This window comes from Duganella rhizosphaerae (assembly GCF_040364205.1).
GTDB lineage: Bacteria > Pseudomonadota > Gammaproteobacteria > Burkholderiales > Burkholderiaceae_D > Rugamonas > Rugamonas rhizosphaerae.
Genome location: NZ_BPWK01000003.1, coordinates 72,239 through 93,302 on the forward strand (window position 1 = coordinate 72,239; position 21,064 = coordinate 93,302).

15 protein-coding genes are annotated in these 21,064 nt (G+C 65.9%); 6 read left to right on the plus strand and 9 right to left on the minus strand.

Translation table 11 applies throughout. From position 1 onward, the window contains the following. Both RUGAMON1_RS07610 and RUGAMON1_RS07615 read right to left on the minus strand, forming a co-directional pair. Complete coding sequence (locus RUGAMON1_RS07610) at positions 1-2,424, minus strand: catalase (protein WP_445229939.1); 2,424 nt, start codon at positions 2,422-2,424, stop codon at positions 1-3. 75 nt (positions 2,425-2,499) lie between these two features. After that, positions 2,500-2,874 carry a hypothetical protein gene (locus RUGAMON1_RS07615; protein WP_445229940.1) on the minus strand — a complete coding sequence of 125 codons (375 nt, stop codon included), beginning with the start codon at positions 2,872-2,874 and terminating at the stop codon, positions 2,500-2,502. Between the two features lie 197 nt (positions 2,875-3,071). Between RUGAMON1_RS07615 and fliD the strand changes: the two genes are divergently transcribed. The 3 genes from fliD (at position 3,072) to RUGAMON1_RS07630 (ending at position 6,407) form a co-directional block, all read left to right on the plus strand. Further along, positions 3,072-4,289 carry a flagellar filament capping protein FliD gene (gene fliD / locus RUGAMON1_RS07620; RefSeq protein WP_445229941.1) on the plus strand — a complete coding sequence of 406 codons (1,218 nt, stop codon included), beginning with the start codon at positions 3,072-3,074 and terminating at the stop codon, positions 4,287-4,289. A gap of 38 nt (positions 4,290-4,327) precedes the next feature. After that, entirely contained in the window at positions 4,328-5,152 is an 825-nt protein-coding gene (locus tag RUGAMON1_RS07625) for a substrate-binding periplasmic protein (protein WP_445229942.1), read from the plus strand. Positions 5,153-5,285: 133 nt separating this feature from the next. Continuing rightward, positions 5,286-6,407: a branched-chain amino acid ABC transporter substrate-binding protein gene (locus tag RUGAMON1_RS07630; RefSeq protein ID WP_445229943.1), complete on the plus strand. Its 1,122-nt coding sequence runs from the start codon at positions 5,286-5,288 to the stop codon at positions 6,405-6,407. Here RUGAMON1_RS07630 and RUGAMON1_RS07635 read toward each other — a convergent pair. Further along, the gene (locus RUGAMON1_RS07635) at positions 6,401-10,204 is read right to left on the minus strand and encodes a response regulator (protein WP_445229944.1); all 3,804 of its coding nucleotides are present in this window, start codon (positions 10,202-10,204) and stop codon (positions 6,401-6,403) included. The genes RUGAMON1_RS07630 and RUGAMON1_RS07635 overlap by 7 nt on opposite strands. A gap of 128 nt (positions 10,205-10,332) precedes the next feature. Between RUGAMON1_RS07635 and RUGAMON1_RS07640 the strand changes: the two genes are divergently transcribed. The 3 genes from RUGAMON1_RS07640 to RUGAMON1_RS07650 all read left to right on the plus strand — a co-directional run bounded on the left by RUGAMON1_RS07640 (position 10,333) and on the right by RUGAMON1_RS07650 (position 14,493). Continuing rightward, the gene (locus tag RUGAMON1_RS07640) at positions 10,333-13,425 is read left to right on the plus strand and encodes a two-component regulator propeller domain-containing protein (RefSeq protein ID WP_445229945.1); all 3,093 of its coding nucleotides are present in this window, start codon (positions 10,333-10,335) and stop codon (positions 13,423-13,425) included. Between the two features lie 151 nt (positions 13,426-13,576). Further along, on the plus strand, positions 13,577-14,161 hold the full coding sequence (locus tag RUGAMON1_RS07645; RefSeq protein ID WP_445229946.1) for an RNA polymerase sigma factor: 585 nt from the start codon (positions 13,577-13,579) through the stop codon (positions 14,159-14,161). Further along, entirely contained in the window at positions 14,158-14,493 is a 336-nt protein-coding gene (locus RUGAMON1_RS07650) for a hypothetical protein (RefSeq protein ID WP_445229947.1), read from the plus strand. Before RUGAMON1_RS07645 ends, RUGAMON1_RS07650 begins: the two co-directional genes overlap by 4 nt. On the opposite strand, the gene RUGAMON1_RS07655 is transcribed toward RUGAMON1_RS07650, so the two are convergent. Genes RUGAMON1_RS07655 through RUGAMON1_RS07680 form a run of 6 tightly spaced genes read right to left on the minus strand, consistent with a single transcriptional unit; the run spans position 14,490 to position 21,063 of the window. Then, positions 14,490-14,978, minus strand: coding sequence for an arsinothricin resistance N-acetyltransferase ArsN1 family B (locus RUGAMON1_RS07655; RefSeq protein ID WP_445229948.1), 489 nt, complete (start codon positions 14,976-14,978; stop codon positions 14,490-14,492). The two genes, RUGAMON1_RS07650 and RUGAMON1_RS07655, sit on opposite strands and share 4 nt — an antisense overlap. Positions 14,979-14,983: 5 nt before the next feature. Continuing rightward, positions 14,984-15,385: a GFA family protein gene (locus RUGAMON1_RS07660; protein WP_445229949.1), complete on the minus strand. Its 402-nt coding sequence runs from the start codon at positions 15,383-15,385 to the stop codon at positions 14,984-14,986. 44 nt (positions 15,386-15,429) lie between these two features. After that, a complete protein-coding gene (locus tag RUGAMON1_RS07665) occupies positions 15,430-16,164 on the minus strand; it encodes a YoaK family protein (RefSeq protein ID WP_445229950.1) in 735 nt (244 codons plus the stop codon). Between the two features lie 47 nt (positions 16,165-16,211). Beyond that, positions 16,212-17,636 carry a glycoside hydrolase family 19 protein gene (locus tag RUGAMON1_RS07670; protein ID WP_445229951.1) on the minus strand — a complete coding sequence of 475 codons (1,425 nt, stop codon included), beginning with the start codon at positions 17,634-17,636 and terminating at the stop codon, positions 16,212-16,214. A gap of 9 nt (positions 17,637-17,645) precedes the next feature. Then, complete coding sequence (locus RUGAMON1_RS07675; RefSeq protein ID WP_445229952.1) at positions 17,646-20,030, minus strand: chitinase C-terminal domain-containing protein; 2,385 nt, start codon at positions 20,028-20,030, stop codon at positions 17,646-17,648. A gap of 16 nt (positions 20,031-20,046) precedes the next feature. Then, positions 20,047-21,063 carry a cupin-like domain-containing protein gene (locus RUGAMON1_RS07680; RefSeq protein ID WP_445229953.1) on the minus strand — a complete coding sequence of 339 codons (1,017 nt, stop codon included), beginning with the start codon at positions 21,061-21,063 and terminating at the stop codon, positions 20,047-20,049. Position 21,064: the final 1 nt, after the last annotated feature.

Genomic DNA, 21,064 nt, shown 5'->3' on the forward strand with positions numbered 1-21,064 from the left:
CTACAGGACCACCGCCTCCGTCTCCCGCTGGAAGTTGCGGTGCCCAGCCAGCGCATGCTTGAATGCCACCAGCGCCGCATCGAGGCCGGCGGCGTCCGCGCGCCACAAGGCCAGGTCCGGCGCGCCGTTTTCCAGCGTGGCCGGCAGGCCCGCCTTCAACAGCAGCTCGACGCCCGCGCCCACCGCCAGGATAGGCTTGCAGTGGCGGTATTGCTGGCGCACGAAATCGAGCGCGTCGGCGTCGCGCATCAGCATGGCCGCGCTGGCGGCGCCGTCGGCCACGATCAGCCCATCGTACAGCACCGGCGGACCGGCTTCGATCGAGATCTCGATATCGAGCTTGCTGCCGTCGGCCGCCGCCAGTTGCCCCAGCTGCGGCGCCACCAGGCGCGGCACCGCGCCGGCCGCCAGCAGGTCGGCGTAGATCGCCTTGACGCTGGCCGCTTCGACGCCGTGGCCCGCCAGGATGGCGATGCGGCGCGTGGCGATGCCGGTCGCTCCCGGCCGCGCCAGCAGCGACAGCGCCGGCGACGGATCGTAATGCGGCGGCTCGGCGTCGGTGGCCAGCGGCATCGGCGCCGGCACCTCCAGCCCCAGGCCCTGCGCCACGCCCTCGGCCAGGATCGGATCGACATTGGCCAGCATCGACAGCAGCCGCACGCGGATCGCCTGCGTCTGCACCCGGCTCAGTTCAAAGCGGTAGGCGTTGACGATGTGCGCCTGCTCCGCCGGGCTCTGGCTGATCCAGAACAGGCGCGCCTGCGAGTAGTGGTCGGCGAACAGCTCCGGCTTGCCGCGCACCTTGTCCTCAGGCGGTTGCGGCCTGGCGCTGGCCGCCGTGGTGAAGCCGGCCATGCCGGCCTGGAACGGACAGCCGCCGCCGAGCGAGTTGGGCTCGTAGGCCACGCGCCCGCGCGGGATGGCTTGGCGGTGCATGCCGTCGCGCTGGTTGTTGTGCACCGGCGCCAGCGAGGCGTTGACCGGGATCTCGTGGAAGTTGGCGCCGCCCAGGCGGCTGATCTGCGTATCCAGGTAGGAGTGGATGCGCCCTTGCAGCAGCGGGTCGTTGCTGAAGTCGATGCCGGGCACCACGTGCGCGGTGCAGAAGGCCACCTGCTCGGTCTCGGCGAAGAAGTTGTCCGGGTTGCGGTTCAGCGTCATCTTGCCGACCACGCGCACCGGCACCAGCTCCTCCGGCACCAGCTTGGTGGCGTCGAGCACGTCGAACGGGAATTGCTCGGCCTCTTCCTCGGTGAAGATCTGCAGGCCCAGTTCCCATTCCGGGTAGGCGCCCGCTTCGATCGCTTCCCACAGGTCGCGACGGTGGAAGTCGGCGTCGGCGCCGCAGATCTTGGCCGCCTCGTCCCACATCAGCGAGTGGGTGCCGGCCACCGGATTCCAGTGGAACTTGCAGAACACCGACGCGCCTGCGGCGTTCACCAGCCGGAAGGTGTGCACGCCGAAGCCCTGCATGGTGCGGTAGCTGCGCGGGATCGCGCGGTCCGACAGGTGCCACATCAGCATGTGCGTCGATTCCGGCATCAGCGTGACGAAGTCCCAGAAGGTGTCGTGCGCGCTGGCCGCCTGCGGCATGCCGTTGTGCGGCTCCGGCTTGACGGCATGGACCAGGTCCGGGAACTTCATCGCGTCCTGGATGAAGAACACCGGGATGTTGTTGCCGACCAGGTCCCAGTTGCCTTCGTCGGTGTAGAACTTGACGGCGAAGCCGCGCACGTCGCGCACGGTGTCGGCCGAGCCGCGCTCGCCGGCCACGGTGGAAAAGCGCACGAACACCGGCGTGCGTTTGCCCGCCGCGGCGAACGGCGCGGCGCGCGTGACGTCGCTCAAATCCTCGTAGCTTTCGAAGTAGCCGTGGGCCGCCGAGCCGCGCGCGTGCACCACGCGTTCGGGGATGCGTTCGTGGTCGAAGTGCGTGAGCTTTTCGCGCAGGATGAAGTCTTCCATCGCGGTGGGGCCGCGCAGCCCGACCTTCAGCGAATTCTGGTTGTCGGCGACCGCCACGCCCTGGTTGGTGGTCAGGCGCTGACCGCCGCTGTCGACCCGGACCCGGTCCAGCGAGGCGTTGGCCGGATTGACGCCGTGCGGCGGCTCGCCGCCGCCGGTCTTGGCGGACGGCGTGGTTTCGCCGGCGGTGCTGGCGGTGGCGAGCGGATGCGGCACCGGGCAGGTCTGGCCGGCCTGCGGTGCGCGCGCGGCGTCGCCGTGTTCATTGGGTTTGTTGGCGTTGAACGCCATGCCGGCGGCCAGCTGCTGGCCGCCCCTGGCCTTGTCAAGCAAGGCCTGCTGCTGCGGGGAATCGTTCCCCAGCTGATCCGGCGGCGGCGCCGACGAAGGCCCTGCCACCGTACTCAAAACCGAACCGGCCCCCATGGCGGCGACCGGCGCTTTCCTCGAATTTCCCATGGATGTACCCCGATATGCGGCGCCCAAACCGGCCGCCGCGTATCCCGGCAGCTGCACCGGCCGGGCAACCTGGTGTTATTTGGCGCTGCGCGAGCTCAGCAGCTTGGACAAACCGTAGCCGGCGGCGGCGGCCAGCAATACCGAAATGGCCGGGCTGGCGCGGACGTGGCTGCGGCCCGATTCGGTCAGCGCTTTGCAGCTGGCGCTCACTTGCTTGCCGCGTGCGATCAGGCGGTCGGAAGTGCTTTCCACCGTGTCGGCCACTTTGCCGACGCCATCGGCGACCTTGTCGACACCGCTGTGGGCGCTGTTGGCCAGGCGGTCGGTGGTGGGTGGAATCTTGTCGGCGACCTTGTCGATGGCGGCGTGCGCATCGGCGCGCAGGTTGTTGCCGATTTGAGTGACGCCGTCGCGGGCGGCGTTGATTTTGCTGTCGATGCTGTTTTCCATGATGCTTTCCTTTTTCGGGTGAATGTTGGAACTGCAAGGGACACAATAGGCCCAACGGCGCTGCTGAACCGTGCGGAAACTAACAGAGAGGCAAGCCGGCGGCCGCATTGCAGCAATCAGTCCGCTATGTGAACTGGCACACGGACGGGCGCGGCCGATAGGAGGATGCTGGCCGTTATCATCCTGAGGAGAGCGGCATGTTTCCCATCTCATCGGCGTCGCTGACGACGCCAGCCAATGTCGCGCCGGTGGCGGAGAGCGCCGCCGTGGCGCCGGTGCAGAGCGACCGGGTCGCCGCCGCCGGTTCCGCCACCGATGCGCCGGCGGCGGCCTCGGTGTCGATCGAGCTGTCGCCCGTGGCCAACTTCCTGCTGACGGTCTCGCAATCCCAGGAGCAACTCACGCAGCTGCAAGCGGCGGTGGCCAACGGCGCCGAGCCCCGCCAAGCCGCGGCAAGCTTGAATGACACCACGCAAAATGTGGTGAATGCATTCAACTTGCTGCCGGCGGTGGATTTCAACCAAGCCCAGCCGCAAGGGCCGTCGCTGCTCAACAACCTGGTGCAGAGCCTGCAACAGCAAACTTTCGGCAACAACACGGCCCAGCCACAGCAGACGGCGGCGCAAAGCCTGGCGCAGATCGGCGTGACCTTGCAGGCGCCGCTGCTGGCGGACGCGACGGGCGGCCTGTCGCTCGACAATGAAGTGCTGCGGGCCTCGTTCAACACCAACCAGCAGAACACAACGCAGACCTTGCAAAACACGCTCACCACTTTCAGCGAACTGGCGACGCGCTTTGCCGAACAGCTGAGCGCCGCCGGCACCGGCGCGGTGCAGGCGCTGGCCGCCCGCCAGCAGGCCGCGCTGACGCCGGCCGACGTGGCGGCCACCGCGCGGCTGGACCTGGCGCGCGCGGAACTGGACCAGCTGTCGCAACAGCCCTTGCAGGAGACGGCGGCGGACCGGCTGGCGGCGCAGCGCGCCACACTGGAGCAGCCGGCCAACACGCCGCCATTGGCGCCGCCCTCGCCCATCGTCAATCCGCTGCAGGCTTCCACGGCCGACGTGATCGCCGCGCAAAACGCCGAGGCCGCCAAGGCGACGGCACAGGCAGGGCAAACGCCCGCCGCGGCGGAAGCAGCCAGCGCAGCGCAGCAAGCGCAAACCGATCAAAGCGCGGCGGCCCAGGCGCAAGCCGCGCAGAACGCCGCCACGCAGGTCGCCACCGTGCAGGCAAGCACGCTGCAGAACGATCCGCTGCGCGCCAATCCCGCGCTGGCCGCAGCCATCGCCGCCTACAACATCAACGACACCGGCGCCAACGCCCACACCGCGCAAACAGCCGCCGACGCGATCCCCCGCGTCCCGGCGGTGGAAGCCACCGCCCGCTCGCGCGCCCTGGGCAACGCGCCATAAACCTTGGGGCGCCGCGCGAAGCGTGTAATAATCGGCTGATGCTCACTGCTCCATTGCCGATGAAACGATTGTCGATACCGGGTATTCTGCTTGCCGCCGTGCTGTCCAGCCTCCCGCTGGCGCCAGCCGTGGCGGCAACGCCGGCGCTGCCGGTGATGCCGCTGCTGATCGGCGACACGCTCGACGAACAAGGCAGGCCTCGCCCCATGCCGGAGGTCAAACGCAAGGTGCTCGATGCGGTGGCCCAGGAGCTGGGCGTCACCTTCGAGCCGCGCACCTATCCGTGGGCGCGCGCCGAGCGCTACGCCATCGAAGGCGTCGGCCTGGTGTACGGCCTGCCGAAAACCGCCGCTCGCCTGCGCGCGCTGCGCTACTCCGACACCGCCACCCACAACAGCCTGTGGCTGGTCACGCGCAGCGACGCCACCTTCCCCTTCAATCGTCTCGAAGACCTGCGCGGCAAAACCGTCGGCACGGTGCGCGGCTACAGCTACGGACCGGAATTCGACACGGCGCGCGGCAAGCTGTTTCGCACCGACGAAGACATTTCCTCGCGCGGCACCCGCCTCACGCGCCTGATGCTCAGGCGCGTGGACGTGGTGCTGCTGTTCCAGCCCGACGGCCTGAGCGCGAAAGACCTGGAGGACAGCATCCGCAGCTTCATGGCCCCGCGCCTGCCGGCCATCGGCGCCGCCGCCAGCGCCGGCTTCAGCGTGCTGCCCAAGCCCCTGGCCACCGACAGCGGCCAGTTTTTCGCCATCGCCCGCGACAAGGACGACGGCATCATCGATCGCATCAACGCGGCGCTGGCGCGCATCCGCAAGCGCGAGGAGGACGCCAGGCGCCAGCGCGCACCGAATTAAATTTTGAGCACCGCCCCTTTGAAAGGCGATGTCGCGCAAAACAGGCCAATCGAAAGCCCAAGTCACACGATAATATTTTGCGTTTTTGGCGATAATCTTGCCATCACCTCACAACACAACATCAGGAGATCGCATGAAATTGAAGCATATTGCAGCCACCCTCGCCTTGTTGGGCGCAGCCGGCGCCCACGCGCAGGACACCGTGGTCAAGATCGGCCACAGCGGCCCGCTGTCCGGCGCCCAGGCGTTTTCGGGCAAGGACAACGAGAACGGCGCGCGCCTGGCGGTCGAGGAACTGAACGCCAAGCCGATCACCGTGGCCGGCAAAAAGCTCAAGTTCGAACTGCAGTCGGAGGACGACCAGGGCGACCCGAAAGCCGGCGTGGCGGCGGCCCAGAAGCTGATCGACCAGGGCGTCAAGTACGTGGTCGGCCCGTACAACTCGGGCGTGGCCATTCCCGCTTCGCGCGCCTACAACGACGCCGGCGTGTTGATCGCCACCGTCGCCACCAATCCCAAGATCACCCAGCAGGGCTACAAGGGCCTGTTCCGCGTGAACGCCAGCGACTCCCAGCTGGGCACCAAGATGGCGCTGTACGCGGCCAATGAACTCAAACTCAAGACCGTGGCCGTGATCGACGACCGCACCGCCTTCGGCCAGGGCGTGGCCGAGGAATTCAAGAAGCAGGCCAAGGCCGCCGGCATGACCGTGGCCGGCCACGAGTTCACCACCGACAAGGCGTTCGACTTCACCTCCATCCTGACCAAGCTGAAAACCAAGAAGGTCGAAGCGATCTTCTTCGGCGGCTACGCGCCGCAGGGCGCACCGATGGCGCGCCAGATGAAGCAGCTGGGCATCAACGCCAAGCTGCTGGGCGGCGACACCATCTGCACCGCGGAGATGGGCAAACTGGGGGGCGACGCCGTCGGCGAAAACGTCCTGTGCTCGCAGGGCGGCGCCATCCTAGACAAGTTTGCCAGCGGCCCGGCCTTCAAGGCCAGGTACAAGGCGCGCTTCAAGCAGGATCCCGACGTCTACGCGGCGGCCTACTACGATGCGGCCATGATGTACGCGCAGACGATGCAGAAGGTGAACTCGATCGATCCGCAAAAGGTGGGAGCCGCCATCAGCGCCGGTTCGTACAAGGGCGTGGCGGGCACCTACTCGTTCGACGAGCGCGGCGACATGAAGCAGTCGCCGGTCACCATCTTCAACTTCAAGGGCGGCCAGCCGGTTCCGCTGACCACCTACTGATGTAGCGCGCCGTCGCCCTGCATGGCGGCGACGGCGCTGTTCAGAATCTCCAGCGCCTGTTCCATGTCGAAATCGCCGACCGCCTGTTCCAGCTTGCGGTAATGCTGGGGGAAGGCGGCGGCCAGCAGCGCGCCATGTTCCACCAGCAGCCGTTCGGAGCGGGCGTCGTCGTCCTCCAGCAGCGCGCCCAGTTCGCGCACCACGGCGTCGCGCTGCTCGGGATCGACTTCCACCTTCGCCAGTTCCGCTTCCGCCGGCAGGCATGCGACGATCGCCGCCACCTGCCCTGCCAGCACCGATTCAAGCTGCGCCAGCTGCGGCGCCAGGCGCGCCGACAGCGCGGCGGCGCCGGCCTCCCCCACCGCCGCCGGCGACAGCGCATGTTCGGCTTCGCCGGCCAGCACCTGCAAGGCGCTGGCGCCGATATTGCCGGCCAGTCCCTTGAGCGTGTGCGCGCCGCGCTCGGCGCCGGCGCGGTCGCCGGCCGCGATCAGCGCCGATATCTGCTGCACCGCGCCGGCCTGGTTGGCGACGAAACCGCGCAGCATCGCCAGGTAGCGCGGCCGCTTGCCCAGCACGCGGCGCAGGCCGGCCACCATGTCCAGGCCCGCAATCTCGTGCGGGAAGTCGTTTTCAGGCGCGGCTTGCGGTTCGGGGCTCAGCTCGTGCCGTGACTCGGCGCCTTGGCCGTGGCCATTGCCGTTGACGGCATCGGGCGCCGGCAGCGCATGGCGCGGCGGTATCCAGCGCAGCAGCGCGCGCCACAGGTCGTCCGGTTCGATCGGCTTGATCACAAAATCCACCATGCCCGCCTGCGTGCACAGGTCGCGGTCGGCCTGCATGGCGTTGGCCGTCATCGCCACCACCGGCAAGCCGTCCAGCTGCGGCAAGGCGCGCAAGGCGCGGGTGGCTTCGACGCCGTCCATCTCCGGCATCTGCATGTCCATCAGAACGATATCGTATTGCGCGCGCTGCGCCATCGCCACCGCCTCGACGCCGTTGTTGGCGATCTCCACCACCAGGCCGGCATCGGCCAGCAGCTCAGACGCCACCTGCTGGTTCAGCTCATTGTCCTCGGCCAGCAGCACGCGCGCGCCGCGCAGGGTGGCCAGCGCCGCCAGCGTGCTGACCGGCGCCGGACGCGCCAGCGCGCTGTCGTCCACTTGGCCGCCCAGCAGGCGGATCAGGGTATTGAGCAGCACCGACGCGTTGACCGGCTTGATCAGCACATCCTCGATGCCGGCGCCCTGCGCCTGCTGCTGCACCTCCTCGCGTCCGTAGGCCGTGACCATCATCAGGCGCGGCGTCTGCGGCAAGCCCAGCGCCCTGATGGCGGCGGCGGTCTCGATGCCGCTCATGCCCGGCATCTGCCAGTCCAGCAGCACCACGGCCAGCGGCTCGCCGGCCGCGGCGGCGTCGCGCACGATGGCCACCGCCTCGGCGCCGGACGCCGCCACCTGCACGTTGAAGCGCATGCCGCGCAGCAGTTCGGCGATCACGCTGCGGGCGCTGTCGTTGTCGTCCACTACCAGCAGGCGGCTGCCGCGCAGGTCCGGCGACGGCAGCAGCGAAACCCGTTCGTTCTGGCCGATCTCCAGGTGGGCGGTGAACCAGAACGTCGATCCGTGGCCCATCTCGCTCTCGACGCCGACCTCGCCGCCCATCAGCTGGGCCAGCTTCTTCGAGATCGCCAGACCCAGGCCGGTGCCGCCATACTTGCGGGTGGTGGAGGCGTCGGCCTGCTGGAAGCTCTGGAACAGCTGGCGCATCTGCTCTTCGCTCAAGCCGATGCCGGTGTCGCGCACGGCGAAGTGCAGCAGCACGCGGTGCTCGTCGTGGCTGCGCACGCGCACCGTCACCGCCACCTCGCCGCGCTCGGTGAACTTGACGGCGTTGTTGGCGTAGTTGATCAAGATCTGGCCCAGCCGCAGCGCGTCGCCCACCAGCGCGGTCGGCACGTCGGGGGCGACGTCGAACACCAGCTCCAGTCCCTTGGCGTTGACCTTGTCGCCGATCAGCGTGGCCAGGTTTTCCAGCAGCTGGTCAAGCTCGAACGGCTGGTTCTCCACCTGCAGCTTGTCGGCTTCGATCTTGGAGAAGTCCAGGATGTCGTTGATGATGCCCAGCAGGTGCTGGCCGGCGCGCTGGATCTTCTGCACATAGTCGTGCTGGCGCGGCGTCAGGCCGGTCTTCAGCGCCAGGTGGCTCATGCCGATGATGGCGTTCATCGGCGTGCGGATCTCGTGGCTCATATTCGCCAGGAACAGCGACTTGCTGCGCGTCGCGTCTTCGGCCGTCTGCTTGGCGGCGCTCAGCGTCTGCGCCGCCGTGTGTTCGGCCGTCACATCGGCCAGGTAGCCGTTCCACACCTCCTCGTCCGCCTGCTGGTGCACGCAGGTGCAGTGGATATCGACCCAGCGCGCCGCCACCATGCCCTGCGCCCCGAACTCCATGCGCCGATGAATGGACCAGTGCTGCCGCGCGCTGTCGGCGATCTGCGCCAGCAGGCCCGCGCGGCCGTCCGGATCGAGCAGCGCGAACAGCATGGCGCCGTCTTCCAGCACGTCGCTGGCCTGCAAGCCGGTGATGGCGGTGATGGCGGGACTCATGAAGCGGAAGCGCGGCTGGCCCGCCGCGTCCATCTGGAACTGGTACACCGCCACCGGCAGGTTGTTGGTGATCTCGCGCATGCGGCGCTCGTTCTCGAAGCGCAGGCGGCGCGCGCTTTCGGCGGCGCGGGTGCGGCCCGTCACCACCATGCCGCACAGCCAGACGGCGCCGATGCAGGCGGCGGCCAGCATCATCTGGTTCCACAGCGGCAGCCACTCGCCCTTGTCCTGCGCGATCACCACGCGCCAGGCGCCGCCGTCGTCCGGCCAGTTCAAATCGGTGCTGGCCAGCGCGTAGGTCAGGCCCTGGTTGCCGGCCTGCCTGCCGACCGGTTCAAACGGTAGCGGCAAAGGACCGGTGCCGGCGAACAGTTCGCCGAACTGCTTTTCCTTTTCCAACTGGGCCAGGCGCGCCGGGGCGATCTTCCGCGATTGCGTGAACAGCCACTCGTTGCGGTTGGTGGCGAACACCACGCCGTCCGGCGACAGCAGCAGCACCGGGTCCTTGCTGCGCGCGAGGATACGGTCGATTTCAGCGGCCGGCATCTTGATGGTGTAGACGCCGGCGATGGGCGTATCGCGCGAATTGCCGCTGTAGACCGGCGCCGCGAAATACAGTCCACGCTCATGCGAATTGCTGCCGATGGCGGCATAGACGTTGGCCTCGCCGGCCAGCGCGCGCCGGACGTATGGGCGATAGCGCAGGTTGCGGCCGACGCCGATGGCCTTGCCCTCTTTGTTCAGGTAAGCGACGGTGGTGCCTTCGCCGTTCAGCACGAACACGGTGTCGGCGCTGTACTGATCGAGGACGGCGGCGAAGTCCACGTGCAGGCGATAGGCGTCGGCGGCCAGCTCGCCGGACAGCAGCAGCTTGACGCTGTCCTCCACCAGTCCCATGAGAATGGCACCGCCCATCACGCGGCCGTCGGTGGAATCGATCTGGATCTGGCGCGCGATGTCGTCCGCCGCGGCTTTCAAGTCGCGGCTGTGCTGCTGGAACACCACCTGGCGCTGGATCAGCACCGAGGCGCCGGCCAGCAGCAGCGCCAGCGTGGCCCAGCGCATGGTCTGGCGGCACGGCAGGCCGCGCTGGCGCAGCTGCCCCCATGCCGCACGCCAGGTGCGCAAGGGCGGCTTGGGCGACAGCGGCGCCGGTGGCAGGGGTACTCCGTCGGAAGATCCGTTCATGTCGCCTTGCGATGCATAAGGATTTGTCAATGGATTATAGCGGAAAAGTGTTGCTCCACCGCTTCCATGGCGGCCGATTATGTGCTCTACTTGGCTAGCCAAAATACCAAGGTCCCCGAATGCCGCGCATGCCCTTCCGCCCCGTCCTACGCCTGCTGCTGTGCGGCGCGCTGGCCTGCCTGCACGCCGCGCCCTTGCAGGCGGCGCCGCGCCCGCTGGCCTTCACCGCCGTCGATTCGCTGGGCGCCGACAGCCGCGCCATCCTCACCATCCTGCAGGACCGCCAGGGCTTCGTCTGGATCGGCACCATCGAGGGCGGCTTGTTCCGCCACGACGGTCACAAGCAGGTGCGCTACATGAACGATCCGTCCGACCCGCATAGCCTGCCGGGCGGCCGCGTCACCGCGCTGTACGAGGACGAAACCGGCAAGCTGTGGATAGGCACCGACGAAGGCCTGGCGCGCTTCGACCCGGTGGCCAACAACTTCACCCGCTACCTGCCCAGCGGAGCGCCGAACAACGCGCGCATCGTGCGCCGCATCATCGCCGACAACAAGGGCGGCATGTGGGTGGCGACTTGGGGCGGCCTGCAGCACTTCGACCCGCGCAAGGGCAGCTTCGTCGTCTACCGCCACGACGACGCCAAGCCGGACAGCCTGCTCTACAACGACATCAACGCGGTCGCCGTCGACCACCAGGGCGGCGTGTGGGCCGCCACCTGGCCCGGCGGCCTGGATTACATGGCGCCGGGCGCCAGCGGCTTCCAGCACTTCCGCGTCGACGACACCGAGCATCCCAACCCCAAGGCCAACGACGTGCGCGCGCTGTACTTCGACAGCGCCGCCACGCTGTGGATAGGTTCGGCCGACGGCCTGGTGACATGGAAGGCCGGCCAGCTCTGGGACAAGCGCGAAGCGCTGCCCGTGCAGGCCAAGCGCGTGACCGACATCGACGAAGACCGCGCCGGCGACCTGTGGATCAGCACCCGCACCAGCGGCCTGCTGCGCTGGGACCGCGAGCTGCGCCAGTTCCAGAGCTACCGCCACCGCGCCGAGGACGCGCATAGCCTCAACAGCGACGCCATCAACACCACCATGCGCGACCGCAGCGGCACCTTGTGGGTAGGCTCGCTGACCGATGGCGTCAGCCGCGCCAACCTTGGTTACCACGGCTTCGAGCGCTTCGTCCCGCGCGACATCGATCCCGACTTCGTCAAGTCCAGCAATTTCGTACGCAGCGTCGGCGCCGCCGCCAACAACCAGCTGTGGCTTGCGCTGGACGACGGCCTGGCGCTGTTCGACCCGGCCAGGCGCGAGATGGTGCGCACCTGGAGCGCCACGCCCAAGCGGCCGGGTGCACTGAGCTCCAACGTCATCTACAGCACCTACCAGGCGCCGGACGGCGTGCTGTGGATCGGCACCTCGGAAGGGCTGAACCGATTGGACACGCCGGATGCGCCGTTCAAGGTGATCCACTTCGGCAGCAAGACCACGGACTTCATCAACACCATCGCGCCGGGACGCGGCGGCGTGCTGTGGCTGGGCACCGGCACCGCCATGCTGCGCTACGATCCGGCCAGCGGCGCGGTCGAGAGCTACGCCCACGACGACAGGAACCAGGACAGTCGCAGCGTCAACGGCGCCACCACGGTGGTGGAGGACAACGCCGGCCGCGTGTGGAGCGGCGAGTTCTATCGCGGCGGCGGGCTCGATATGCTCGATCCGGCCACAGGTAAATTCCGCCACTTCCGGCTCGATCCCAAAAATGCCACGAGCCTGAGCAGCGACCGTGTCAGCAGCCTGCACCTGGATGCCGACGGCAGCATGTGGGTCGGCACGTCCAAGGGCTTGAACCATGTGGTGGCTGGCAAGGACGGCGCCTTCACCATCACCCGCATCCAGGAAAAAGGCGAACTGGGTACGCGCCTGGTCGAAGCGATACGCTCGGATAAAAACGGCATGATCTGGGTGACCACGGCGGCGGGCCTGAGCAAGATCGATCCGGTCTCCGGCACCGTCACCGAATACTCGGTGGAGGACGGCCTGACCGAGGGCTTCTACATGGACTCCGCCGCCAACAGCGGCAACGGTTTCCTGTACTTCGGCAGCAGCAGCGGCGTCACCGCTGTCAACCCGGCCATCCACAGCAGCGCCTCGCGCCCGCCGCAGCTGGCGATCACCGACATCCGCGTGCTCAATCGCTCGCTGGGCGGCAAGAACCCGCCGCAGGACGTGGTGCTGGAAGGCAGCCTGACGCAACCCCGTTCACTGAGCCTGCCGTGGATCGCCAACACCATCTCGATCGAATTCGCCGCGCTGCATTTCGCCGAACCGCGCAGGAACGCTTATTCCTACTGGCTGGAAGGCTTCGACAAGCAGCCGGTGCAAGCCGATGCCGGACATCCGGTGGCGACCTACACCAATCTGGCGCCCGGCAAATACCACTTCCACCTCCAGGGCAGCAACAACAAGGGCGTGTCCAGCCGCGACGAGATCGTCCTGCCGATCACGATCACGCCGCCGGTGTGGGAAACGTGGTGGGCGCGCAGCGCCGTGGCGGCGCTGGCGTTAGGGCTGCTGGTGCTGCTGTTCCGGTGGACGGTGCGGCGCATGAGCGCGCGGGCGCGCGCGCTTGAGGCCCTGCTGCTGGAACGCACCGAGGCGCTGCGGATCGCGCAGCACAAGCTGGCCAACCTGTCGGCCACCGACAGCCTGACCGGCATCGCCAACCGCCGCTGCTTCGACGACCAGCTGGCGCGCGAATGGCGCCGCGCGGCGCGCGAAAAGAAGCTGATGGCGATCGGGCTGGTGGAGATCGACCAGTTGGGCGCCTACCGCGACCACTACGGCCAGCAGGCCGCCGACGACGTTTTGCGGCGCGCGGCCAATGCGCTGAACGGCGCGGTGCAGCGGGCCGGCGACCTGGTGGCGCGCTACGGCGCCGATCAATTCGCCTTCCTGGCGCCCGGCACCAGCGGCGACGAAGCGATGCTGATCGCGCGCCGCATGGAAGCGGCCATCAACGCATTGAACCTGCCGAATGTGAAAGCGCAGTCGGGCAGCATCAGCGCCAGCATCGGCGTGGCATCGCTGCCGGCGACACAGGACGACAACGCCGAGGACCTGGTGCTGGCGGCCGACCAGGCGCTGTACCGCGCCCGTTCCGAAGGCGGCAAACGCAGCGCGCTGGCGCCGCAGGACAACGCGGCGCAAACGGTTTAGCAGCTGCTTGATGTACCTGCTGATCCTGCGGTTTTTATTCTGCTAATCTGCATGTGACTGATCCTTTACTACGACGTGCCTGTTGAAAGAAAATTTTTGACACAAGCGTCCACGGCGAACTGCTGGAGAGTATTAAAAGGAAGCCCCGTCCATGCCAGCCATCTCAGAATCCGGCGACAGCTTGACCAAAGCTGAGGTGGAGGCTGCCCTCGCGGCCTTTCAACCGGCTGATTGGCAGCGTGCCAAGATCATTGCGTCTATCTTTTGCTCAGGGTTGAACGGCTTGACGGTAGACGATTTGTTGCAGGAAGCACTTTGCAAGCTGCTCGCTGGTGCGCGAGTCTGGCCCCGTGGCATTCACCCGTTGGTGGTGCTCAAGACGGTCATGCACAGCATTGCTAGCAACGCACGCAAACGCAACGAATTAAACCCCATCGATTCAAATGTAGTCCTGGACCCGTTAGAAGTCGATGTGGAAGACAAAACGCCTATCGCTCATGGAGCAATGACGGTGACGCCAGAGGATGAGATATCCGGCAAGCAGCAAATCGCCGCTCTCTATGCATCCCTTGGGGGCGATGAGGATTTAGAAATGTTGGTCGGCGAATGGGCAGACGGAATGCGAGGAACGGAAGCACGCGACGAGCTTGGTTGGGATGAGAAAAAGTACGACGCGGTTCGAAAACGGCTACTGCGAAGGCTGGCAGTGCTGGACCCTGATCGGAGAAAATCATGAAGAAAACAGTAACTGGCGATTTCGAAAATTTCACCAACACCTTGGTGGATGAACTAATTGCAATGCCTGACGAACAAATATTGAAAGACTGTGATCCTGCCGCGCTACAGGCGGAGGGCTTACGTCTTCTTCAGGCCGCGAAAGCACTAGCTGGACGTACCCGACTTGCACCGACCTCCGTAACGCCTGAAGAGGCCCGTCGATTCATTGCTCGGATTGCCAACGACGACAGATATACGCTAGCAGCCCGGAGTTTAGGAGATTTGTCGGACGATGAAGCACTCAAGTTATACAATAAGTTGAGGTCGCTTAAGGGTCCGAATACGCGCTAGCTGGACAACTGCAACTCCCAGTAGCCGACATCGATCCAGCGATCAAACTTGCGGCCGACCTGCTTGAAGTGGGCGACCTTCTCGAAGCCCAGGCTTTCGTGCAGCGCCACGCTGGCTTCGTTGGGCTGGGCGATGCCGCCTATCGCCATGTGGATTTCTCGACCGCGCAGTTCTTCCAGCAGGGCCTTGTACAGCCCCGATCCGATGCCCTTGCCGCCCTGCCCGAACGCCACGTAGACGCTGGTCTCGGCGGCAAAGCGGTAGGCGCTGCGGGCGCGCCACTTGGTCGCGTAGGCATAGCCGAGCACTTCGCCGTCCTGTTCATGCACCAGCCATGGCAGCCCGGCCGTAACGTCGCGGATGCGGCCAGCCATGTCCTCCGGCGTGACCGCCTGCTCCTCGAAGCTGATGGTGGTGGTGGCGATGTAGTGGTTGTAGATGGCGACGATGGCTGCGGCATCGTCTGGCGTAACAGGTCTGATCATCGGATTCAAAGATAGCGGGTTTCAGTGGGTGGCGATATCCAGTTGTCGGCGCGGCCATCAACGTAGGTGATGGGCGTGCCGGCCAGGTCCTCGTCGCTCACGCCATCGAGGCTGGCGACGTTGACGCCATAGAATACACCGTAACGCGGCGAGTTGCCGATGCCGTAAGGACGCACGCCGCAATGCTTGCAGAAGTAGTGATGCTCGTTCTTCGCGCCGAATTGGTAGACGTTCATATCGGCCTCTCCGGCCAGCAGGCGGAAAGCTTCCGGCTTGGCCATCACGGCCCAACAGCGTATCTTCAAACAGAATGAGCAATTGCAACGCAGGCTGCCCTGGCTCAAATCGAGGTCCGCCTCAAAGCGCACCGCGCCGCAATGGCAGCTGCCGTGGTAAGTCCTCATCATCTGCTGTGTTCTCCTTGCGACAAGTATAGACGAAGGCGCAGGTTTCAGCTCCTGGCCTGCAACAGATCGTCGAACACAGGGATGATGGCCAGCGACAGCAGCGCCACCGCCAGCGGCACCGTGACGATGAAGCCCAGGTACTTGAAGCCGAACGCCCCGGCAAGGCCACCCAGCAGAAACATCGCCAGCAGGGAGCTCAACAGGCGCAACTTGCCCCGGTCGGCCAGCACCCTGTCCGGCGAGGTGCTGACGTTCCAGTAAAACAGTTTACCCAGTTCGATGCCGATGTCGGTCACCAGCCCTGTCACATGCGTAGTGCGGATCTCAGAGCGCGACACTTTGGTGACGATGGCGTTCTGCAGCCCCATCACAAAGCATAGCAAGGCCACGATGGCCGCCGCCTGGCCGGAGGCGTCCAGCCGGGCGCCCATCAGCCCAAAGCACAGCAGCAGCACCGCCTCCACGATTAGCGGCAGCGCATACTGGCTATGCGCGCCGCGCCGCCTGCCCCAGTTGATCAGGATCGCCGAGGTGGCAGCGCCGAGCAGGAACGCCAGCAGCGACGCCAGTCCCGCCAGCACCAGGCGCAACTCGCCCAGCGCGGTGTTGTCGGCCACGGCCGAGACGATGCCGGTCATGTGCGATGTGTACTGCCCCACTGCGAAAAAACCGCCGGCATTGACCGCGCCGGCCACAAAGGCCAGCGAACGGCCAAGGCGGCGGTTGCTGATATCGGTGCGTTGCGGGCTGGTCAGGGCCCGCAGGTAGTGCATAGGCATGGTTGGCCTCCCTGTTGCTGTCGGCCAGACCATTGTAAGCCATCACATCACTTGAGCGTTACTCCCCAGTTCTTCTCCACGCACTTGGTGTAGTTACCGGCGATCAGGGCGCTGTACGGCGTTTGATAGCTGACCAGCTGGCATTGATAGTCGCCGCCGCTGTTCCAGTTCTTCTCCCAGTAGATGTTGTAGGCCGCCGAACTGGATCCGCTGAAGCGCTGCATCGTGGCGCAGGACAGCTGCTCGCTGCCGATGTTCCAGCCCAGGTCCGCCGCGAACTGCTTGTAGTAGTCGATGCGGTTCTGCGCCGCCGGCTTCTCGCTGCCGGTGCCGCATTCGGCGTTGATGATCATGATGGTGGTGGCGAAGTTGTTGCCCGCACCGGCCGCCTTGTCCGCCGCATTCGGCACCCAGGTCCCGTCCAGCACATGCAGCATCGACGGCTTGGGCGGTTGCGGGTAGACGAAGAAGAACGTCGCCGAGGCGAGGTTCAGCCAGGTCGACGCCACCAGGTCGGGATTCTTCAGCAGCACCGACTGGTCGCCGTTGTACATCATCTGCGAGAACGGGCCGTAGTTGTAGTTGTACGAGAGCTGCTTGGCGCCGCGGCCGTAGTACTTCTTGAACGTGCCGTCGGCGTTTTTACCGCAGGTCCAGACGCCGTTGAACACCGGGTCCGAGCATTCGACGTTGTAGCCGCAGTTGGTGCCGGTTTCGTCGCAGCCCATCTCGCGCAGGTACTTCAAGCCCTGGCGCCATTGCGGCAGCGGGATGCTGGCGTTGTGGTCGCCCGTCTCCTGCGCGAAGTGGGCGAACATCGTCGCCAGCGAGTGGCGGCAGATGGCGTCCGCATCGCGGCCGTCCGTATAGTCGCCGCAGATCGCCGGGAACTTGGCCACCGCTTGCAGGAAGCGTCCGTACGTGTAGCTGGGCTCACGGATGCCGAAATAGTAGTCCCACTTGGCCGACGTCAGCAAACGCTCCACCCGCTTGACGTTGCCCGGGTTGGCCGCCGCGCCGGGCGATACCGCGTCCACCGCCGCGTTGTCCAGCGTGCGGATCGACGCCTTCACGGTGCGGAAGAAATCGTTGTTGGTCAGCTGGGCTTCGCGCGCCTCGGCTTGCGCCTTGGTCGGCACGCCGCCCGGTTGCGGCGTGCCGGGATCGGGCGGCGTTGTTGGATCGGGGGCGTCGGTAATGTACTTCCACGGCCCCCACGCATCGGTGGGATTGGGCGCGGTGCCCTGCACCCACCATTTGGCTTCGTACTGCTTGCCCTGGTAGATCGCGCACATGCCGGCGGTGTAGACCGCCGTGGCGGTCCATGCCGGGCATGCGGTGGCGGCGGCGGTGGAGACGCCGCCGGAGAGTACGCGCGGAGCGCTGCTGTCGGCCTGGCCGCCGTCGCTGCCGCCGCCACAGGCGGCAAGCAGCAAGGCGCTCAGCACAGCGATGCTGTGAACTGATTTCATCGCGTCCCCTTATTTCAGCGCGACCGGCAGGCCGGGATACTCATCGCTCAAGGCATAGCGCACGCCGTTCACCGTGACCACGTAGGCGGACGGCCCCGAGATCGGCAGCGAGTAGTTCAGCGTCAGCGACACCGAAGCCCCAGGCGCCAGCGACTGCCACGTCGGGATCGTGAACTTGGCGTGGTTGAAGCTGGCCTTGAAGCCGCCGATGTTGTTCGGCCCCGAGTAGCCGGCCTTGGTCACCACCAGGCCGTAGCCCGATTGATCGCTCATGTTGGCGGGCGCCGACACCGGATAGTCGAACTCCACCACCGAACCGCCCGGTATGGTGACGGTGGTGTTGTTCGTCACCGTCATCACGGGGTTGATCGGGTAGTTGCTGTCGCCAAGCTTCCAGCCGCCCAGTGCGATGCTGACCTTGGCGCTACTGGCTGGCATTGCCGATTCCGCCCGCGTGGCGCCGTATGGGCTGGCGGTCTTGAAGGCATTGTAGATGTTGGTGGTCAGCGTGTAGCCCATGAAGTACTCGCCTTTGCCGCCGTTCTTGCTGGCGTCCCAGGCGTAGTCGCCGGCCAGTTCCCAGATCATGATGCCGCCGATGGCGTTGTCGATCACGTACTGGGTTTTGGCGGCCATCGATTGCGCGGTCTCAGTGGAGATGAAGACTTTGCGCGTGGCGTTCCACAGCCACGGCGCCGCCATGGTGGCGCTGTAGTTGGCGGTGTAGGCGCCGGTGATGGTCTTCTCGGTCACGCCGTAGGCATCCAGGTAGTCCGGCACGATGGCGTTTTGCAGGTTGAGCGCGTGCCACAGCGGGTTGCCGCCGCCGGGTACCGGCTTGCCGTTGGTATCGAGGTCGTACCAGACGTTGTCGATGCCGACCGCGCCGGTGCCGCAGGTTTTGACGCCGGCGCAGGTGACGGTGTCGTTCACCAGCGGCGTGGTTCCCCACAGGCCGCTGGTGCCGCCGGTGACGTCCTTCCAGCCGCGCGTGTAGTACGGCACGCCGATGTTGATGCGGCCGGCCTGCAATGCGCCGCGATAGTAGTGGTAGGCCCAGTCGACGTTCAGGTAGCCGATGCCGCCGTAGGAGTAGGCGTTGCCGGCTTTGAGTTCGGCGTCGTTACCGTCATCGAACAGCGCGGCGTTGGGACCGACGTACTGGTTCCAGCCGCCATGCAGGTCGTAGGACATCAGGCTGGCGTAGTCGAGGTACTGCAGGCCGGAGAGGTTTTCCTCGCCGCGCAGTATCCAGCCCGACGCCGAGCCGGCGATGGTCAGCATGTAGTACTTGTTGTCGGCGACGGCTGCGGTGTCGAGCTTTTGACGCACGGTTTTCAACAGCACGTTGTAGCTCTTCATCAGGCCCGCCAGGCGCGGCTTGGAGAGGCCGAAGTCAAGCGGGTTGCCGGCTTCGTTGTTGGTGGTCGGGTGTTCGTAGTCGATGTCGATACCGTCGAAGAAGGTGTATTGACGGAGTACGGCCACCATCGAGTCGGCCAGCGTGTTGATGCCTGCGGTGTTGAGCGAACCATCGGCGTTGGTGGTGGCGGTGTAGTAGCCGCCGCTGCCTGCCCAGCCGCCTACCGACAGCATGACCTTCACGCCCGGGTAGCGCTTCTTGTACTGCGCCAGCAGGTTGAAGTGGCCTTTGTACGGCAGCGACGGATCCATCGCTGCGGCGGGGATGTTCGGCCAGGTCATGCCGGTGTCCGGGTTGTTGGCGCCGCTGCCCAGTTGGACCTTGGCGTTGGCGTCCACCGAGGCGAAGGCGTAGTTCACGTGGGTGATTTTGTCCCACGGGATGTTGTTGACCAGGTAGGACGGGGTGTTGTTCGCGCCCGTGCGCCAGCTGGTGAAGTAGCCGACGATGCGGCGGTTCAGGCCATTGGCCAGCTTCTCGCGGCCGTTGGCGTCGTACACGCCGCAGTAGTTCACGTTCGGCACCGGCGAGGCCAGGCCGTCGGGACGGCATGCGACCGGCGTTGGCGTTGGCGTTGGCGTTGGTGTCGGAGTAGGCGTTGGCGTTGGCGTTGGCGTTGGCGTTGGCGTTGGCGTTGGCGTTGGTGTCGGAGTAGGCGTCGGCGTTGGCGTTGGCGTCGGAGTTGGAGTCGGCGTCGTGGAATCCAGCGCCCAAGGTCCCCACTCTTCGGTACCCGGCACATTATTTTGCGTCCACCACTTGGCCTTGTAGGTCGCGCCGTTGTAGGTCACGCACATGCCGACGGTGTAGATCGCGCTGGACGACCATGCCGGGCAATCGGCGGCGGCAGCAGCGGTTTGTATCCCGCCCATCAGTTTGGGGCCGGGCGTCGCGCTTTGAGGATCGGAGCCGCCGCCACAGGCGGCGACGGCGCTGCCGATCAGCGCCAGCATCAATAGGTTGTGTCGCATTTTTGTCTCCCGTATTTTAGAAATCGTGATTGTTCGGGTAATGACTGTAGAAGTCGTTGTCCCACTTGAAGTGGGTGGCAGAGATGGTGATGGTGATATCCAGCGCTTCGACGAAGTGCCACCAACCGACGGGCAGGAACAGGATCTCGCCTGGTTCCAGCACGCAGTCGATGACCGGCACGTCTGCCATCATCGGAAAACGCTGCAGGTCGATGTTGCGTCCATCGACCGGGGTAAAGCAGTGGCGCTGGTTGTACAGCTTGGGCGTATCGCAGGGAGCGATCAGCCGCACGCGCTTGCGCCCTGCGATCTGGATCATGAAGTTGTTGGTCAGGTCGTGATGGAACGGCGTGATGGTGCCGGCCGGACCAAACCAGAAAAAGCCGCGCCCTTCCGCGTTCAGGTATTCCGGCAGCGGCGGCGCGTCGGCCATCAGTTCCTGCAGCGACTCGCGATTCTGGCCGTCGTTGTTGGCGGTCATGTAGAAGTCGTTGGTATGGCCGCTGTCGCGCACCAGATCCACGTACTCGCCGAAACGCATGCGCCGCTTGTGCGACTGGCTGTTCATCTCGTAATCGGGATCGGCGCTGCGGCCGAACTGCACTTCCACCATGCGTTCACCCAGTTGTTCGCTGAGATATTCCAGCGTCCACTTGCTGCGGGCGGCGCAGTCGTCCAGCATGCCGGTGATGATCACCGGCAGGTTGCGATGGTAATGCTGCTCAAGGAACTCCGCACCGGAAAGGCGCTCCCGGCGTGGCACCTCGGTCGGCGCCAGCCGGTTCAATTGCGACTGAATACGCAGCACCCAGTCGCGCTTGGCCAGCCGGTTATGCAATCGCGATACGCCTTGCAGGTAAGGGCTGCGCAGCGCGGCGGCGATTTCCGTATTGGCTTCGCGGGCGCCGATGCCGGACTGGGTCAGGATGCCGACCAGCGTATCCGGCCGGATGCCGAGGATCAAATTCTCGGCGATCCAGCTGCGCCATGCGTCGGTGACGCCGATGGTTTGGACGACGGCATGGCGCTTCATG

Excerpts from the sequence above, each read along its gene's own strand:
- RUGAMON1_RS07610 (WP_445229939.1), bottom strand. The coding sequence starts at position 2,424 with ATGGGAAATTCGAGGAAAGCGCCGGTCGCCGCCATGGGGGCCGGTTCG.
- RUGAMON1_RS07615 (WP_445229940.1), bottom strand. The coding sequence starts at position 2,874 with ATGGAAAACAGCATCGACAGCAAAATCAACGCCGCCCGCGACGGCGTC.
- fliD (WP_445229941.1), top strand. The coding sequence starts at position 3,072 with ATGTTTCCCATCTCATCGGCGTCGCTGACGACGCCAGCCAATGTCGCG.
- RUGAMON1_RS07625 (WP_445229942.1), top strand. The coding sequence starts at position 4,328 with ATGCTCACTGCTCCATTGCCGATGAAACGATTGTCGATACCGGGTATT.
- RUGAMON1_RS07630 (WP_445229943.1), top strand. The coding sequence starts at position 5,286 with ATGAAATTGAAGCATATTGCAGCCACCCTCGCCTTGTTGGGCGCAGCC.
- RUGAMON1_RS07635 (WP_445229944.1), bottom strand. The coding sequence starts at position 10,204 with ATGAACGGATCTTCCGACGGAGTACCCCTGCCACCGGCGCCGCTGTCG.
- RUGAMON1_RS07640 (WP_445229945.1), top strand. The coding sequence starts at position 10,333 with ATGCCCTTCCGCCCCGTCCTACGCCTGCTGCTGTGCGGCGCGCTGGCC.
- RUGAMON1_RS07645 (WP_445229946.1), top strand. The coding sequence starts at position 13,577 with ATGCCAGCCATCTCAGAATCCGGCGACAGCTTGACCAAAGCTGAGGTG.
- RUGAMON1_RS07650 (WP_445229947.1), top strand. The coding sequence starts at position 14,158 with ATGAAGAAAACAGTAACTGGCGATTTCGAAAATTTCACCAACACCTTG.
- RUGAMON1_RS07655 (WP_445229948.1), bottom strand. The coding sequence starts at position 14,978 with ATGATCAGACCTGTTACGCCAGACGATGCCGCAGCCATCGTCGCCATC.
- RUGAMON1_RS07660 (WP_445229949.1), bottom strand. The coding sequence starts at position 15,385 with ATGATGAGGACTTACCACGGCAGCTGCCATTGCGGCGCGGTGCGCTTT.
- RUGAMON1_RS07665 (WP_445229950.1), bottom strand. The coding sequence starts at position 16,164 with ATGCCTATGCACTACCTGCGGGCCCTGACCAGCCCGCAACGCACCGAT.
- RUGAMON1_RS07670 (WP_445229951.1), bottom strand. The coding sequence starts at position 17,636 with ATGAAATCAGTTCACAGCATCGCTGTGCTGAGCGCCTTGCTGCTTGCC.
- RUGAMON1_RS07675 (WP_445229952.1), bottom strand. The coding sequence starts at position 20,030 with ATGCGACACAACCTATTGATGCTGGCGCTGATCGGCAGCGCCGTCGCC.
- RUGAMON1_RS07680 (WP_445229953.1), bottom strand. The coding sequence starts at position 21,063 with ATGAAGCGCCATGCCGTCGTCCAAACCATCGGCGTCACCGACGCATGG.